Source organism: Pseudomonas sp. NPDC087342 (genome assembly GCF_044744265.1).
Classification (GTDB): domain Bacteria; phylum Pseudomonadota; class Gammaproteobacteria; order Pseudomonadales; family Pseudomonadaceae; genus Aquipseudomonas; species Aquipseudomonas nunensis.
Map to the genome: position 1 here is coordinate 209,521 of NZ_JBIUXZ010000007.1, position 15,478 is coordinate 224,998.

Sequence of the window (15,478 nt, forward strand, 5' to 3'; positions counted from 1 at the left end):
GACGCGGATTTCCGGATAAAGGTCAGTCGGTGATGTAATCAGTTTCCGCCAGCAACTTGATTGCCGCTGCGCCAACCTTGCGCACGGCTTCTTCAATCTGCGGTGTCGGCTTGGCAGCGTAGTTCATCCGCAGGCAATTACGATACTTGCCCGAGGCCGAAAAAATGCTGCCGACGGCAATCTGTACGCCCTGGTCGTGCAAGGCACGATTCAGTTTCAAGGTATCGAAGCCTTCCGGCAATTCGACCCACAGCATGAAACTGCCCTGAGGACGACTGGCGCGGGTGCCGGCCGGGAAGTAGCGCGTTACCCAATCAATCATCATGTCGCGATTGCGCTGGTATTGGCTGCGCATCCGCCGCAAATGCGGTTCGAAGTGGCCGCCCTTGAGGAAATCGGCGATGGCGATCTGCGCTTGCGGCGCGGTGGAGCCGGTGCTGATGTATTTCATGTGCAGCACCCGTTCCAGATAGCGGCCCGGCGCTACCCAACCGATGCGCAACCCCGGTGCCAGGGTCTTGGAAAAGGAGCTGCAGAGCAGCACGCGGCCGTCTTCGTCGAAGGATTTGATCGTTCGCGGACGCGGGTAGGTGTAGGCCAGTTCGCCATACACATCGTCCTCGATGATCGCCACGTCGAAGCGCTGTGCCAGGTTCAACAATGCGCGTTTACGCGCCTCCGGCATGATGTAGCCCAGCGGGTTGTTGCAGTTGGGGGTCAACTGTATGGCCTTGATCGGCCATTGTTCCAGGGCCAGTTCCAGCGCATCGAGGCTGATGCCGGTGATCGGGTCGGTGGGGATTTCCAGGGCTTTCATGCCCAGGCCCTTGAGGGTTTGCATGGCGCCGTGAAAGCTCGGCGAATCCACGGCGACGATGTCACCGGGTTCGCAGATGGAGCGGATGCTGGTGGACAGCGCTTCGTGGCAACCGGTGGTCACCACCAGCTCGGAGGCGCTCAACTGGCAGCCGGAATCGAGCATCAGCCGGGCGATCTGTTCGCGCAGTTCGAGGTTGCCGTGGATGTTGTCGTAATACAGGCCGGGCATGTCCTGGCGCCGACTGATCTGCGCCAGCCCGCGCAGCAGCGGTTTCATGGTCGGCGTGGTGATGTCCGGCATGCCGCGGCCCAGTTGCACCACGTCTTTGCGTGGCACGGCGCGAATCAACTCCAGCACCTGATCCCACTGGGAAATATCCACCGGGCGCTGCGCCGGACGGCCGACGGCGGGCAGTTCCGGCAGCTCGCGGCTGACCGGCACGAAGTAGCCGGATTTCGGTTTCGGTGTGGCCAGACCGCTGTCTTCCAGCACGCGATAAGCCTGCTGCACGGTGCTCAGGCTGACCCCGTGTTCAACGCTCAACGCCCGCACCGACGGCAGCCGGTCGCCTGGGCGATAGAAGCCCTGTTCGATACGCGTGCCGAGCAATTCGGCGAGATTGACGTAAAGGGTCATGACACTGCCTCGGTGCAGGTGATTCGGTTAACCGGTACAGATGGGGCAAAAATACAGGATTCAGAGCTTTTGGCGGCCAATCTGTATGGAAATAATACATTCTGTTTGAATCTGTAATGCTTTTCGCCGTCCGCGCATGATGAAACCTCTGGCTACCCAAGTAAACAGGAGCAATCAAAATGAACGGCTTGAGCGATGTGCGGCTGACGTTACACAGTCAGGAACTGGCAGCAGGGCAGAACCACGGCACCCGTGAGGCGCGCATGCGTAACGCGCCGTCCTGCCTGAATCGCTGGGATCTGTTCTGGCATCGTCTGCACACGCGCAAGGCGTTGCTGAACCTGACCCCGGAGCAGTTGCGGGATGTGGGGTTGAGTCGGGAGGAAGCGCTGGAGGAGGGGCTTAAGCCGTTCTGGCGGATCTGAAGTCTGTGGTGTTCTTTAGGTCCATTCGCGGGCAAGCCTCGCTCCTACAGGTTATGCGCTGGATACCTGTAGGAGCGAGGCTTGCCCGCGAAGGCGTCCCCACAGACGCCAAAAATCCTTCAAACCAACTCTTTAAGCCGATGCCACAACATCCCCAACGCCAACAACGGCGAACGCAAATGCCGGCCACCGGGGAAGGTGATGTGCGGCACCTGCGCAAACAAATCAAACCCACCACTGTGCTGCCCACTGATCGCCTCGGCCAACAACTTGCCAGCCAGGTGAGTGGCATTCACCCCGTGACCTGAATATGCCTGGGCGTAATACACATTCGGCTGGTCCTTGAGCCGGCCGATCTGCGGCAAGCGGTTGGCGCCGATGCCGATCATGCCGCCCCATTGATAGTCGATTTTCACCCCGGCCAGTTGCGGGAACACTTCCAGCATCTTCGGCCGCATATACGCGGCGATGTCTTTCGGGTCTCGGCCTGAATAGTGGCAGGCGCCCCCGAACAGCAAGCGGCGATCCGCCGAGAGCCGGTAGTAATCCAGGGCCACGCGCTGGTCGCAGACCGCCATGTTCTGCGGCAACAGGGCGTGGGCCTGTTCTTCGCTCAACGGCTCGGTAGCGATGATGTAACTACCGGCGGGCAGCACTTTGCCGCTGAGTTCAGGGTTGAGGTTATTGAGATAAGCGTTGCAACCCAGCACCAGGGTCTTGGCGCGGACCGAGCCTTGGGCGGTATGGACCTTCACTTCGGTGCCGTAATCGATGCGGGTGACCGCGGACTGTTCGAACAGCTTCACGCCCAGTTGCTGCGCGGCCGCCGCTTCGCCCAGCGCCAGGTTCAGCGGATGCAAATGCCCGGAACCCATGTCGATCAAGCCTCCGACGTAACGGTCGGAGCCGACCACCGAATGCATTTCGTTGGCTTGCAGCAAGCGGGTTTCGTAGCGATAACCGAGGCTGCGCAGTTCTTCGGCGTCTTCGGCGAAACCTTCGAGGTCGCGGGGTTTGTTGGCGAGGTCGCAATAGCCCCACGTCAGGTCACAGGGGATCTGAAAACGCTCAACCCGCTGTCGGACGATTTCCACCGCTTCCAGGCCCATGAGTTTCATCTGACGCACGCCGTCGGCACCGATGACATTGGCGAACTGATCGAGGCCATGACCGACCCCGCGAATCAATTGCCCGCCATTGCGCCCGCTGGCGCCCCAACCAATCTTGTGCGCTTCCAGCAGCACCACGCTGAGTCCGCGCTCGGCCAGTTCGAGCGCCGTGTTCAACCCGGAAAACCCGCCGCCGACCACACATACGTCCGCGATCAATTCGCCCTGGAGCACCGGGTGATCGGGCTGCGGCGAGCTGCTGGCGGCGTAGTAAGAGTCGGTGTGCCGGGCAGGGGCATTCATGCGTGAGTTCCTGATTCTGGTGTTTGAAAAAGTTGACGGAGCATAAGCCGGACGTTCCGGCGCGGGCAACATTGGTCGGGCGGCGCTGTCTGGATCGGGGCTTTTGCGTCAGAATCGCGCCCTATTCCGCTTTTGGTCACCGCTTCGATGAGCTGCAACAGTCAGAAAATTCGCACCCTGCGGCAGCAGATTCCCTCGTTTGAGTGCGTGCCCGGCTGCCATGACTGCTGCGGTCCGGTGACGACTTCGCCGGAAGAAATGTCGCGCCTGCCGCGCAAGACCCGCGCCGAGCAGGATGCGGCGATGGACGAGCTCAATTGCGTACACCTGGGGCCCGACGGTTGCACTGTGTATGACGAGCGGCCGCTGATCTGCCGCCTGTTCGGCACCACCAAAACCTTGCCATGCCCCAACGGGCGCGGGCCGGTGGAGCTGATTCATCCGCGGGTGGAGAAGCAGATTCATGAGTACATGGCTTCGACGCGGCAGGTTCTGGTCTAAGGGACGACCGAGTTGCCTGCCTTCGCGAGCAGGCTCGCTCCCACTATGGATCTGTGCAAGACACAGAATTTGTGGCCAGTGAAGATCACTGTGGGAGCGAGCCTGCTCGCGAAGGCGGTCGAATAGGCGACGAATGCTTCAATCCGGAATCGGCAGACTCAAGCTCTCTTTCACTTCTTCCATCACGATATAGCTCTTGGATTCGCGCACATGCGGCAGTTTGAGCAGGATATCGCCGAGCAATTTGCGATACGAAGCCATCTCGGAAATCCGCGCCTTCACCAGGTAGTCGAAATCCCCTGACACCAGATGGCACTCCAGCACGTGGGGCAGTTTCAGGACCGCGCGTCGGAACTCTTCAAAAGTATCGCCGGATTTGTAGTCGAGGCTGATCTCGACGAACACCAGCAGACTACCCTTGAGATGCTGCGGGTTGAGCCGGGCGTTGTAGCCCATGATGATCCCTTCGCGTTCCAGGCGCCGGACCCGCTCAGTGCAAGGCGTGGTCGACAGGCCGACCTTTTCCCCCAGCTCGGTGAAGGAGATGCGCCCGTCCGCTTGCAGGATCCGCAGGATGTTGCGGTCGATCTTGTCCAGCTCACGTTTGGTCTGAGTGTTGGTACGCATAGGGGATGCGCCTCCGTGAAAAGGGTTTTTGCCGAGAATTGTCGCCAAATATAGGCACTTATATAGTGAAATGCACTGGCTAATCTTTTTTAAACTGCCCACATCTTCGGTCTGCACAACACACGTCAGCGGTAAGCCGCGATGAGGGATATGAAAATGCGCGTTATGGTCTTGGGTAGCGGCGTCATCGGTACCGCCAGTGCTTACTATCTGGCGCGTGCCGGATTTGAAGTGGTGGTCGTGGACCGGCAGCCGGCTGCGGCCATGGAGACCAGTTTCGCCAACGCCGGGCAAGTGTCGCCGGGCTATGCCTCGCCGTGGGCCGCGCCGGGTGTGCCGCTCAAGGCCATCAAGTGGCTGCTGCAACGCCACGCACCGCTGGCAATCAAGGCCACCGCCGACATCGACCAATACCTGTGGATGGCGCAGATGCTGCGCAACTGCACCGCCAACCGTTATGCGGTGAACAAAGAGCGCATGGTCCGTCTGTCCGAGTACAGCCGTGACTGCCTCGACGAATTGCGCGCCGAAACCGGGATTGCCTACGAAGGCCGCAGCCTCGGTACTACACAGCTGTTCCGCACCCAGGCTCAACTCGATGGCGCCGCGAAAGACATCGCCGTGCTGAAAGAGTCCGGCGTGCCGTTCGAACTGCTCGACCGCGCCGGCATTGCTCGGGTTGAACCGGCCTTGGCCGCCGTCACCGACATCCTCGCAGGTGCCTTGCGCCTGCCGAACGACCAGACCGGCGACTGCCAGATTTTCACCACTCGTCTGGCCGAAATGGCCGTGAAACTGGGTGTGGAATTCCGTTACGGCCAGGACATTCAGAAACTCGACTTCGCTGGTGATCGCATCAACGGCGTGTGGATCGACGGCAAGCTGGAAACCGCTGACCGTTACGTCCTGGCACTCGGCAGCTACTCGCCGCAATTGCTCAAGCCGCTGGGCATCAAGGCCCCGGTGTATCCGCTCAAGGGCTACTCCCTGACTGTGCCGATCACCAATGCCGCGATGGCCCCGACCTCGACCATTCTCGACGAGACCTACAAGGTCGCGATCACCCGTTTCGACAACCGCATCCGCGTTGGCGGCATGGCTGAAATCGCCGGTTTTGACCTGTCGCTGAATCCGCGTCGGCGCGAAACCCTGGAGATGATCGTCAACGACCTTTATCCTCAGGGCGGCGATCTGGCCCAGGCGAGTTTCTGGACCGGTCTGCGTCCGACCACCCCGGACGGCACGCCGATCGTTGGCGCAACCAAATTCAGCAACCTGTTCTTGAACACTGGCCACGGCACGCTCGGTTGGACCATGGCTTGTGGTTCCGGTCGCTTGCTGGCTGACCTGATGGCGAAGAAAACCCCGCAGATCAGCGCCGAAGGCCTCGATATTTCCCGTTATGGCCGCAAAATTCAGGAGTCCGCAAAACATGGCAATCCAGCGCCAGCTCACCAATGAGCGCATGAGTCAGATCGTCGCTCACAACGGAACGGTGTATCTGGCAGGGCAGGTCGGCGATGACATGAGCGCCGGGATTGAACAGCAGACCCGTGAAACCCTCGCCAACATCGAGCGTTTGCTCGATCTGGCCGGCACCGACAAGCACCACTTGCTGTCCGTGACGATTTACCTGAAAGACATCGACGCGCATTTCGAAGGCATGAATGCGGTCTGGGACAAGTGGCTGCCAAAAGGCGTCGCGCCAGCCCGCGCCACCGTTGAGTCGAAGTTGTGCGAACCGGAAATCCTGGTTGAGTTGTCGGTAGTTGCCGCGCTGCCGTAAAGCGCCGCAACGACCTGTTGCAAACGATCCCTCTCCCGGTGCTGTTGGCGGTTCACGCCGTCAGCCAGCGCCGGTTTTTTATTCCCATGACCGCCTAGAAGTCTGCCGCCATGCGTCCTGCCCGTGCCCTGATTGACCTTCAAGCCCTGCGTCACAACTACCAAGTCGCCCGTGAAGTCACGGCGGGGGCCAAGGCCCTTGCGGTGATCAAGGCCGATGCCTATGGCCATGGCGCGGTGCGTTGCGCCCAGGCGCTGGAAGCCGAGGCGGACGGGTTTGCAGTGGCCTGCATCGAAGAGGCCTTGGAGCTGCGCGCCGCAGGCGTTCGGGCGCCGGTGTTGTTGCTGGAAGGTTTTTTCGAAGCCGATGAGCTGTCGCTGATCGTCGAGCATGACTTCTGGTGCGTGGTGCATTCGTTGTGGCAGCTCGAAGCGATCGAGAAGGCCGCGCTGAGCAAGCCGATCACGGTCTGGCTCAAGCTCGATTCCGGTATGCACCGGGTCGGTTTGCATCCGAAGGATTATCAAGCGGCCTATCAACGGCTGCTGGCCAGCGGCAAAGTGGCGAAAATCGTCTTGATGAGCCACTTCGCGCGGGCCGATGAGCTGCACGAGCAGGCCAGCGCCGAGCAGGTTGCGGTATTCGAAGCGGCGCGCCAGGGCTTGGCCGCCGAGGTCAGCCTGCGCAACTCGCCAGCGGTGCTCGGTTGGCCGCAGATCCCGAGCGATTGGGTGCGCCCGGGCATCATGCTCTACGGCGCCACGCCTTTCGAAGAAGCCAACGCCATGGCCTCGCGCCTGCAGCCGGTGATGACCCTCGAATCCAAAGTGATTTGCGTGCGCGAACTGCCGGCCGGCGAACCCGTCGGCTATGGCGCGAAGTTCATTACCCAGAAGCCGATGCGCATCGGCGTGGTGGCGATGGGTTATGCCGACGGCTACCCGCGTCACGCGCCAACCGGCACGCCAGTGTTGGTTGCCGGGCAGCGCAGCCAATTGCTCGGCCGGGTATCGATGGACATGCTCTGCATCGACCTGACCGATGTGCCGCAAGCCGGCCTCGGTTCGACCGTCGAGTTGTGGGGTAAAAACGTGCTGGCCAGCGAAGTGGCCATGGCTGCGGACACGATTCCTTACCAGATCTTCTGCAACCTGCGCCGGGTGCCGCTGCTCTATTCCGGGGCTTGACCCGGAACACCGAGTGCCGGAAGTCGCCTCGCTGAACAGGATTCAGGCCAAAGTGTTGTAAATACTGAACGCTGTCGCCATGATAACGCTCAATATTCCTACAACCTGAATCCCTGGAGGCTCCAGCATTGGACGTCGGTGAACGACTGCAATCCATCCGTAAGCTCAAAGGTCTTTCGCAGCGTGAACTCGCCAAGCGCGCGGGCGTCACCAACAGCACCATTTCGATGATCGAGAAGAACAGCGTCAGCCCTTCGATCAGTTCGCTGCGCAAGGTTCTGGGCGGGATTCCCATGTCCATGGTCGAGTTCTTTTCCGAAGAGATCCTGCAGGAAAAACCGACTCAGATCGTCTACAAAGCCAACGAGCTGATCGATATTTCCGATGGTGCCGTGACCATGAAACTGGTCGGCCGGGCGCACCCGAGCCGGGCCATCGCATTCCTCAATGAAATCTACCCGCCAGGCGCCGATACCGGTGACGAGATGCTCACCCATGAGGGGGAGGAAACCGGGATTTTGGTCGAAGGGCGACTGGAGTTGGTGGTCGGCGCAGAAACTTTTGTGCTCGAAGCCGGCGACAGCTACTACTTTGAAAGTACCAAGCCGCACCGTTTCCGGAATCCGTTCGACGCACCGGCGCGACTAATCAGCGCAGCCACGCCGGCGAATTTCTAAGAAAAGAGGCGTCCTGCCAGTACCGCCGAGGCGCCCGAGCTGTTTTCCACCGCACAACAAGACCCCTTCGACTTTGGGGTTGTTTCAGTGTGGCGGGCTTGCCGTTATACTTGCGCCCGCCTGCGAACCGTGGCCGCGGGCGTGAATAGCCACCATTGAGGGTGAACGCGTGAACCTAATTATGAAAATGCTGGCTGCACCAGCAACTGTATTGGCCCTTTGGGCTGTGAGCGCACAAGCTGCGACGAACGACGACATTGCCAAACGCCTTGAGCCAGTCGGCCAGGTTTGTGTAACGGGTCAAGAATGCAAAGGGATGGAAGTCGCTGCCGCTACCGCCGGCGGTGGTGCCAAGGCGCCTAAAGATGTTATTGCAAAACATTGCAACGCTTGCCATGGCACCGGCCTGCTAGGCGCGCCAAAAATCGGCGACAAAGCTGCCTGGAAAGAGCGCGCCGATCACCAGGGCGGCCTCGACGGCATCCTGGCCAAAGCCATTACCGGTATCAATTCCATGCCGCCAAAAGGCACCTGTGCCGATTGCTCGGATGACGAGCTGAAGGGCGCCATCAAAGAGATGTCCGGCCTGTAACCTGCCTGCATCTATCGCGAAAAAGCCGCTTGCGAGCGGCTTTTTTGTGCCCGCGATTTGCCTGCGCGACTATTCTTTGCAGCAAAGACCCGGCAAGCTCGGTCCAACCCCAATTCACGGAACGTGCGGGAGGATCAGATGGTGCAGTTGTGTTCTATCGAACAAGCGGTCGATGACGTACTGGCGCGGTTGCCGGCGCATATTCACATGGGCCTGCCCCTGGGCCTGGGCAAACCCAACCACTTCGTCAACGCGCTGTTCCAACGCATCGCGCAACTGCCCGAGCGGCGGCTGACGATCTACACCGCCCTGTGCCTCGGTCGTCCGTCCTTGGGCGATGGTTTGCAAAAGCGCTTCCTCGAACCCTTCATCGAACGGGTCTTCGGCGATTATCCGGAACTGGATTTTCTCGCCGAGCTGCAAAAAGACAACCTGCCGCCGAACATCCAGATCCAGCAATTCTTCATGCAACCCGGCAGCCTGCTGCACAGCGCCCAGGCCCAGCAGGATTACGTCAGCAGCAATTACAGCCACGCCGCCCGTGACATCAACGCCGCCGGTTTGAATCTTGTTGCGCAACTGGTGGCCAGCCATGCCGATCACCCGGATCGCCTGAGCCTGAGTTGCAACCCGGACATCACCCTCGACCTGTTCCCGATGATCGCCAAGCGCCGCGAAGCAGGGGAGACCATTCTGGTCGTCGGCCAAGTGCACAACGATTTGCCCTACATGCCCGGCGACGCGGAAGTCGGCATGGACGCGTTCGACCTGCTGATCGACGCGAAGGACAGCACCACGCTGTTTTCCACGCCGAACATGCCGGTGGGTTTCCAGGATCACTTCATCGGCCTGCACGCCAGCACCCTGGTGCGCGATGGCGGCACGTTGCAGATCGGCATCGGCTCCATGGGTGATGCGTTGACCGCGGCATTGCTGGCGCGCCAGGCGGATAACGCCGGTTACAAAGCGTTGCTGGCGGACTTGAATCTGAGCCAGTGGGCGCAGTTGATCGAGCGCGAAGGTGGCGTCGAACCGTTCGCCAAGGGCCTGTACGGTTGCAGCGAAATGTTCGTCAACGGTTTGCTGGTGCTGGCGGATGCCGGGATCGTGCGGCGCAAGGTTTACCCGGACGTGCCGACCCAGCAACAGGCCAACGAAGGCACGCTCGACGAAGCGGCGCAAACCGATGGCATCTCGGTGCACGGCGGGTTTTTCCTCGGGCCGCGCAGTTTCTATGAACGCCTGCGCGAGTTGCCTCAGAGCAAGCGCCTCGAATTCAACATGACCCGCATCAGCTACATCAACGAGCTCTACGGCCAGGAAGAACTCAAGCGTTTGCAGCGCCTCGATGCGCGGTTTATCAACACCGTGTTCACCATGACCCTGATGGGCGCTGGCGTGGCGGATCAACTGGAAGACGGGCGTGTGCTCAGCGGTGTCGGCGGGCAATACAACTTCGTCGCCCAAGGCCATGCGCTGGAAGGCGCGCGCTCGGTGCTGATCCTGCGCAGTTGGCGCGAGGCGGGCGGTGAAGTCAGTTCGAACATCGTCTGGGAATATGGCCACTGCACGATTCCACGGCACCTTCGAGACATCGTGGTCACCGAGTACGGCATCGCCGATTTGCGCGGCAAAACCGATGCTGCGGTGATCGAGGCGTTGCTCAACATCAGCGATTCACGCTTCCAGCCGGGGCTGATCGAACAGGCCCAAGCCGTCGGCAAGTTGCCGAAGAATTTCCGCATCGATCCTCGCTTCGCCGACAACAGCCCGCAGCGTTTGCAGGACATCAAGGCGCGGCACCCGAACCTGTTTCCGGAGTATCCGTTGGGTTGTGATTTCACCGACGTGGAGCGGGACGTGTTGCGAGCGCTGAACTGGTTGAAGAGCAAGTTCAAGCTGAGCGAGATTCTGGAACTGGGCAAGGCTGCGCTGGATGCACCGGAGGCTTCGCAATACCCGGAACATCTGGAGCGGATGCAACTGACCAACCCGGAGGGGCTGAAGGAGGATTTGTTTCAGCGGTTGTTGCTCACCGGCCTCAAAGCCACCGGGCAGCAGTGAGGACGCCTTCGCGGGCAAGCCTCGCTCCTACAGGATCGCGCGTTATTTGCGGTCGCGTATAACCTGTAGGAGCGAGGCTTGCCCGCGAAGAACGATGACGCGGTCCATCAGAAAAACCGCATCGCCCTTATTCGATGAAGGTCACGACGCCGCCAGCCAGGGATTGCACCCGAGCCAACGATTCAACCCGATAACCCTGCGCATCCAGTTCCGCACGCCCACCCTGGAACGACTTCTCGATCACGATCCCCAAACCGGCCACGGTCGCGCCGGCTTGTTTGATGATCGAGATCAGCGCCTGGGACGCCTTACCGTTGGCCAAAAAGTCATCGATGATCAGTACGCGGTCGCTGCTGGTCAGGTGACGTGGGGAAATCGCCACGGTGCTTTCGGTCTGCTTGGTGAACGAATAAACGGTCGCCGACAGCAGGTTTTCGGTCAGGGTCAGGGACTGGTGCTTGCGGGCGAAAATCACCGGCACGCCCAGATTCAGACCGGTCATGATCGCCGGGGCGATGCCCGAGGCTTCGATGGTGACGATCTTGGTGATGCCCGAATCCTTGAACAGCGTGGCGAATTCGTCGCCGATCAGCTTCATCAGGGCCGGGTCGATCTGGTGGTTCAGAAAGGCGTCGACTTTCAGGACCTGATCGGAAAGCACGATGCCTTCTTCGCGAATTTTCTTGTGCAGTGCTTCCATGAAGCTTTCCTCTAAGGACGGCTATGCGTCTAAGGCTGGTTAAAAAGTAGTCGATTCTAGCGCTTTAACATCGCGCGTATATCCGCCAGTGCGGTATTGCCGCGAACGGCTTTGACTTCAACGGGTGTGTCGTCGTTGCCTTCCCACGCCAGGTCATCCGGCGGCAGTTCATCGAGGAAGCGGCTGGGCGCGCAGTCGATGATTTCGCCGTATTGCTTGCGCTTGGCGGCAAAGGTGAATGCCAGTGTCTGACGCGCGCGGGTAATCCCGACGTAGGCCAGGCGGCGTTCTTCTTCGATGGTGTCGGCTTCGATGCTGGAACGGTGCGGGAGGATTTCCTCTTCCATGCCCATGATGAACACGTAGGGGAATTCCAGGCCCTTGGAGGCGTGCAAGGTCATCATCTGCACGCCTTCGGCGCCGTCTTCCTCTTCCTGCTGACGTTCCAGCATGTCGCGCAAGACGAGTTTGCCGATGGCGTCTTCGACGGTCATCTCGCCTTCTTCGTCTTTCTCCAGGGTGTTTTTCAACGCCTCGATCAGGAACCAGACGTTACCCATGCGGTAGTCGGCGGCCTTGTCGCTGGAGCTGTTGGTGCGCAGCCAGTTTTCGTAATCGATGTCCATGACCATGCTGCGCAGGGCCGAGATCGGATCTTCCCCGGCGCACTGCTCGCGAACCTTGTCCATGAAGCGCTTGAAGCGCGACAGGCGATCGGTGAAGCGTGTGTCCAGATGTTCGCCCAGGCCGATTTCGTCGGTGGCGGCGTACATAGAGATTTTGCGTTCGGTGGCGTAGTTGCCAAGCTTTTCCAGGGTCGTCGAACCGATTTCCCGGCGCGGCACGTTGATCACCCGCAGGAAGGCGTTGTCGTCGTCCGGGTTCACGATCAAGCGGAAGTACGCCATCAGGTCTTTCACTTCCTGACGTCCGAAAAAGCTGTTGCCGCCGGAAAGTCGGTAAGGAATCTGATGGTGTTGCAGCTTCAGTTCGATCAGCTTGGCCTGGTAGTTACCGCGATAAAGGATCGCAAAGTCGCTGTACGGCCGGTCGGTGCGCAAGTGCAGGGTCAGCAGTTCCACGGCCACGCGCTCGGCTTCGGCGTCTTCGTTGCGGCAGCGGATCACGCGGATTTCGTCGCCGTGACCCATCTCGCTCCACAGTTGTTTTTCAAACTCGTGGGGGTTGTTCGAGATCAGCACGTTGGCGCAACGCAGGATGCGGCTGGTGGAGCGGTAGTTTTGTTCGAGCATGACGACTTTCAGGGACGGGTAATCGTCCTTGAGCAACATCAGGTTTTCCGGGCGAGCGCCGCGCCAGGCGTAGATCGACTGGTCGTCGTCGCCCACCACGGTGAACTGGTTACGCGTGCCGATCAGCAGTTTCACCAGCAAATACTGGCTGGCGTTGGTGTCCTGATATTCGTCGACCAACAGATAGCGGACCTTGTTCTGCCACTTTTCGAGGATGTCGGCGTGTTCCTGGAACAGCTTCACCGGCAGCAGGATCAGGTCGTCGAAGTCCACTGCGTTGAACGCTTTAAGCGTGCGCTGATAGTGGGTGTAGACGATGGCGGCGGTCTGTTCCTTGGGATTGCGCGCGTTTTCCAGGGCTTCAGGCGGCAGGATCAGGTCGTTTTTCCAGGAACCGATCATGTTCTTGATCTCGTCGACGCCGTCGTCGCCCGAGTATTCCTTCTGCATGATGTCGGTCATCAAGGCTTTGACGTCGGTCTCGTCGAAGATCGAGAAGCCCGGTTTGTAGCCCAGCCGCACATGTTCCTTGCGGATGATGTTCAGGCCCAGGTTGTGGAATGTGCACACCGTCAGGCCACGGCCTTCGCCGCCCCTGAGCAGGGTGCCGACCCGTTCCTTCATCTCGCGCGCGGCCTTGTTGGTAAAGGTCATGGCGACGATGTACTGGGCACGGATGCCGCAATTCTGGATCAAGTGCGCGATCTTGCGCGTGATCACGCTGGTCTTGCCGGAGCCTGCACCGGCGAGCACCAATAGAGGGCCGCCGACGTAGTTCACGGCTTCTTGCTGCCGGGGATTGAGTCGGGACATACGGAGTCAGGGAGTCATTTGCGAAATGGGCCGGCATTTTAACAGGCTCAGCGAATTGTGCTGCTCTCTCCGACTTGTGACGCAGCACGCGATCTCTAATTGCCGGTTTTGTTACTTTCACGCAGGATGCGCGGAGAATTTGCGGCTAATGTACGTAATTCCAGATACACAGCCGTGTTTGATAACCGATGTCATTTGGTCATTGGTTACCGGCGCGGCATAATGCCCGCCGCCTACATCATTGCAGAGTCTAGGGAGCTAGCTTGTCTACGCCTGTCGAACCCTTGCGTTTGCTGCTACTGGCCGAAGAGCCGGCGTGGGCAGCGTTGTTGCGCGAGTGTCTGGCTCCAATGGGGAGCTCGGCAGTGCTGATCAGCGCGCCGAGCTGGGAGTCGGTCAGCAGTCTGTTCGAAGACAACCGCAGCGCGGTGTTGTTGACGATCCCGGCCCTTCAGCCGGCGCCTGGCCGTTGCAGCCTGCCGACGGTGTTGCTGCTCGAGCATGAGCCGCCGACCCCGCCCGACGGTGTGAGCGACTGGTTGGTGCGCGATGTGCTCGACCCCGGCATGCTGCGCCGCTGCCTGCGCCATGTGCGCGAACGCGGCGTGCTGGAAAACACCCTGCAACGCCTGGCCGAGCAAGACCCGCTGACCGGCATCGCCAACCGCCAGGGTTTTCAGACTCTGCTGGCAGCGCGCCTGGCGGAACACGACGGCCGTGGCCTGGCCCTCGGTCACCTCGACCTCGACAACTTCCGGCACGCCAACGACGCCCTCGGCCATCAGGCTGGCGATCGCTTGATCCTGCAAGTGGTCGCGCGGCTGAAAAGCCAGCTCGAGGTCGGCGATCAACTGGCGCGCCTCGGCAGCGATGAGTTTGCCTTGCTGATCGACACCCGCCGCGCGCCGCAACGCGCCGAATGGATGGCCGAACGCATTACCGAAGCGTTGTCCGAGCCTTACTGGGTCGACGGCGAAAGCCTGTTGATCGGCTCCAGCCTCGGGATTGCCCATGCGCGGGCCCAGGCCGGCGCCGACCCGTTGATGTGGCACGCGCACATCGCCATGCAGCAAGCCAAAAGCACCCAGGGCTGCACCTTTCACATCTTCAACGAACGCATCAACCGCAATGCCCGCAGCGTCGCCGACCTGGAAAGCGAACTGCGCCGGGCCTTGCGCCGCGATGAGCTGGAACTGCATTACCAGCCGCGCCTGAACCTTGAAGACGGCAAGATCGTCGGCCTCGAAGCCTTGGTGCGCTGGCGTCATGCCGAACGCGGCTTATTGCCGCCGAGCGAGTTCGTGCCGCTGGCCGAGCAAAGCGGCTTGATCGTGCCGTTGGGTTACTGGGTGATTTCCCGGGCGCTGCGCGACATGCAAGCGTTGCGCGAACGGGGTTTGCCGGCGTTGCACATGGCGATCAACCTGTCGTTCCGCCAGTTTCAGGACAGCCAGTTGCTTTCGACGCTGAGTCGGTTGATTGCCGAGCGCGGTGTCGAAGCGCAGTGGCTGGAATTCGAACTGACCGAAACCGCCGTGATGCGCCGTAGCGACCTGGTCAAACAGACCATGGACGCCCTCGGCCGCCTCGGGGTGCGCTTCTCGCTGGATGACTTCGGCACCGGGTTCTCATCGTTCGTGCACCTCAATAGCCTGCCGATTACCTTGCTGAAGGTCGACAAGAGCTTCGTCGGCGGCATGGAAGAGCGCGAAGAAAACCGCAAACTGGTGCACGCCATGATCAACCTGGCGCACAACCTCAATCTGGAAGTGGTGGCCGAAGGCGTGGAAACCCCGGAGCAGCTGGATTTGTTGCGCGGGTTTGGGTGTGATCAGGTGCAGGGGTATTTGATCAGCAGGCCGTTGCCGTTGCCTGAACTGGTTGAGTATTTGACGTTTGGCAGCAGCCAACAGCCCGCCCTCGATATCGTGAGCTGACCCCGAACCTGTAGGAGCGAGGCTTGCCCGCGAAGGCGTCGTGTCAGT

At 60.4% G+C, this 15,478-nt stretch carries 14 protein-coding genes; 9 read left to right on the forward strand and 5 right to left on the reverse strand.

The genetic code is table 11. The features are described from left to right. Positions 1-22 precede the first annotated feature (22 nt). Positions 23-1,456: a PLP-dependent aminotransferase family protein gene (locus ACIOYV_RS17515; RefSeq protein ID WP_401325527.1), complete on the reverse strand. Its 1,434-nt coding sequence runs from the start codon at positions 1,454-1,456 to the stop codon at positions 23-25. 179 nt (positions 1,457-1,635) lie between these two features. Between ACIOYV_RS17515 and ACIOYV_RS17520 the strand changes: the two genes are divergently transcribed. Beyond that, positions 1,636-1,881 (forward strand): DUF1127 domain-containing protein, encoded by a 246-nt coding sequence (locus ACIOYV_RS17520; RefSeq protein ID WP_265041696.1) that lies wholly within the window; start codon positions 1,636-1,638, stop codon positions 1,879-1,881. 119 nt (positions 1,882-2,000) lie between these two features. On the opposite strand, the gene ACIOYV_RS17525 is transcribed toward ACIOYV_RS17520, so the two are convergent. Beyond that, positions 2,001-3,293 (reverse strand): NAD(P)/FAD-dependent oxidoreductase, encoded by a 1,293-nt coding sequence (locus ACIOYV_RS17525; RefSeq protein WP_401325530.1) that lies wholly within the window; start codon positions 3,291-3,293, stop codon positions 2,001-2,003. A gap of 147 nt (positions 3,294-3,440) precedes the next feature. On the opposite strand from ACIOYV_RS17525, the gene ACIOYV_RS17530 reads away from it, so the two are divergent. Then, the gene (locus ACIOYV_RS17530; protein WP_064680422.1) at positions 3,441-3,794 is read left to right on the forward strand and encodes a YkgJ family cysteine cluster protein; all 354 of its coding nucleotides are present in this window, start codon (positions 3,441-3,443) and stop codon (positions 3,792-3,794) included. Positions 3,795-3,932: 138 nt separating this feature from the next. Here ACIOYV_RS17530 and ACIOYV_RS17535 read toward each other — a convergent pair whose 3' ends face one another. Continuing rightward, positions 3,933-4,421 carry an Lrp/AsnC ligand binding domain-containing protein gene (locus ACIOYV_RS17535; RefSeq protein WP_003177284.1) on the reverse strand — a complete coding sequence of 163 codons (489 nt, stop codon included), beginning with the start codon at positions 4,419-4,421 and terminating at the stop codon, positions 3,933-3,935. Between the two features lie 156 nt (positions 4,422-4,577). Here ACIOYV_RS17535 and dadA point away from each other — a divergent pair, with 156 nt between their 5' ends. The 6 genes from dadA (at position 4,578) to ACIOYV_RS17565 (ending at position 10,727) form a co-directional block, all read left to right on the forward strand. Then, a complete protein-coding gene (gene dadA / locus ACIOYV_RS17540; RefSeq protein ID WP_401325534.1) occupies positions 4,578-5,882 on the forward strand; it encodes a D-amino acid dehydrogenase in 1,305 nt (434 codons plus the stop codon). Then, the gene (locus tag ACIOYV_RS17545) at positions 5,854-6,207 is read left to right on the forward strand and encodes a RidA family protein (RefSeq protein ID WP_054048481.1); all 354 of its coding nucleotides are present in this window, start codon (positions 5,854-5,856) and stop codon (positions 6,205-6,207) included. The genes dadA and ACIOYV_RS17545 overlap by 29 nt, the downstream gene beginning before the upstream one ends. A gap of 110 nt (positions 6,208-6,317) precedes the next feature. Next, positions 6,318-7,394 (forward strand): alanine racemase, encoded by a 1,077-nt coding sequence (gene alr / locus ACIOYV_RS17550; RefSeq protein ID WP_401325537.1) that lies wholly within the window; start codon positions 6,318-6,320, stop codon positions 7,392-7,394. 128 nt (positions 7,395-7,522) lie between these two features. Further along, positions 7,523-8,071: a cupin domain-containing protein gene (locus ACIOYV_RS17555; protein WP_047226150.1), complete on the forward strand. Its 549-nt coding sequence runs from the start codon at positions 7,523-7,525 to the stop codon at positions 8,069-8,071. A 181-nt stretch (positions 8,072-8,252) separates the two neighbouring features. Then, positions 8,253-8,663 carry a cytochrome c5 family protein gene (locus ACIOYV_RS17560; RefSeq protein WP_306660420.1) on the forward strand — a complete coding sequence of 137 codons (411 nt, stop codon included), beginning with the start codon at positions 8,253-8,255 and terminating at the stop codon, positions 8,661-8,663. Positions 8,664-8,801: 138 nt separating this feature from the next. After that, complete coding sequence (locus ACIOYV_RS17565; protein WP_401325541.1) at positions 8,802-10,727, forward strand: acetyl-CoA hydrolase/transferase C-terminal domain-containing protein; 1,926 nt, start codon at positions 8,802-8,804, stop codon at positions 10,725-10,727. A gap of 127 nt (positions 10,728-10,854) precedes the next feature. Here the strand turns inward: ACIOYV_RS17565 and ACIOYV_RS17570 are convergent, their stop codons facing one another. Together ACIOYV_RS17570 and rep are read right to left on the reverse strand one after the other, a co-directional pair. Continuing rightward, positions 10,855-11,427 (reverse strand): xanthine phosphoribosyltransferase, encoded by a 573-nt coding sequence (locus ACIOYV_RS17570; RefSeq protein ID WP_020799401.1) that lies wholly within the window; start codon positions 11,425-11,427, stop codon positions 10,855-10,857. Positions 11,428-11,483: 56 nt separating this feature from the next. Then, positions 11,484-13,493 (reverse strand): DNA helicase Rep, encoded by a 2,010-nt coding sequence (rep, locus tag ACIOYV_RS17575; protein ID WP_401325544.1) that lies wholly within the window; start codon positions 13,491-13,493, stop codon positions 11,484-11,486. A 263-nt stretch (positions 13,494-13,756) separates the two neighbouring features. Between rep and ACIOYV_RS17580 the strand changes: the two genes are divergently transcribed. After that, a complete protein-coding gene (locus ACIOYV_RS17580) occupies positions 13,757-15,430 on the forward strand; it encodes a putative bifunctional diguanylate cyclase/phosphodiesterase (RefSeq protein WP_401325547.1) in 1,674 nt (557 codons plus the stop codon). Positions 15,431-15,478 lie beyond the last annotated feature (48 nt).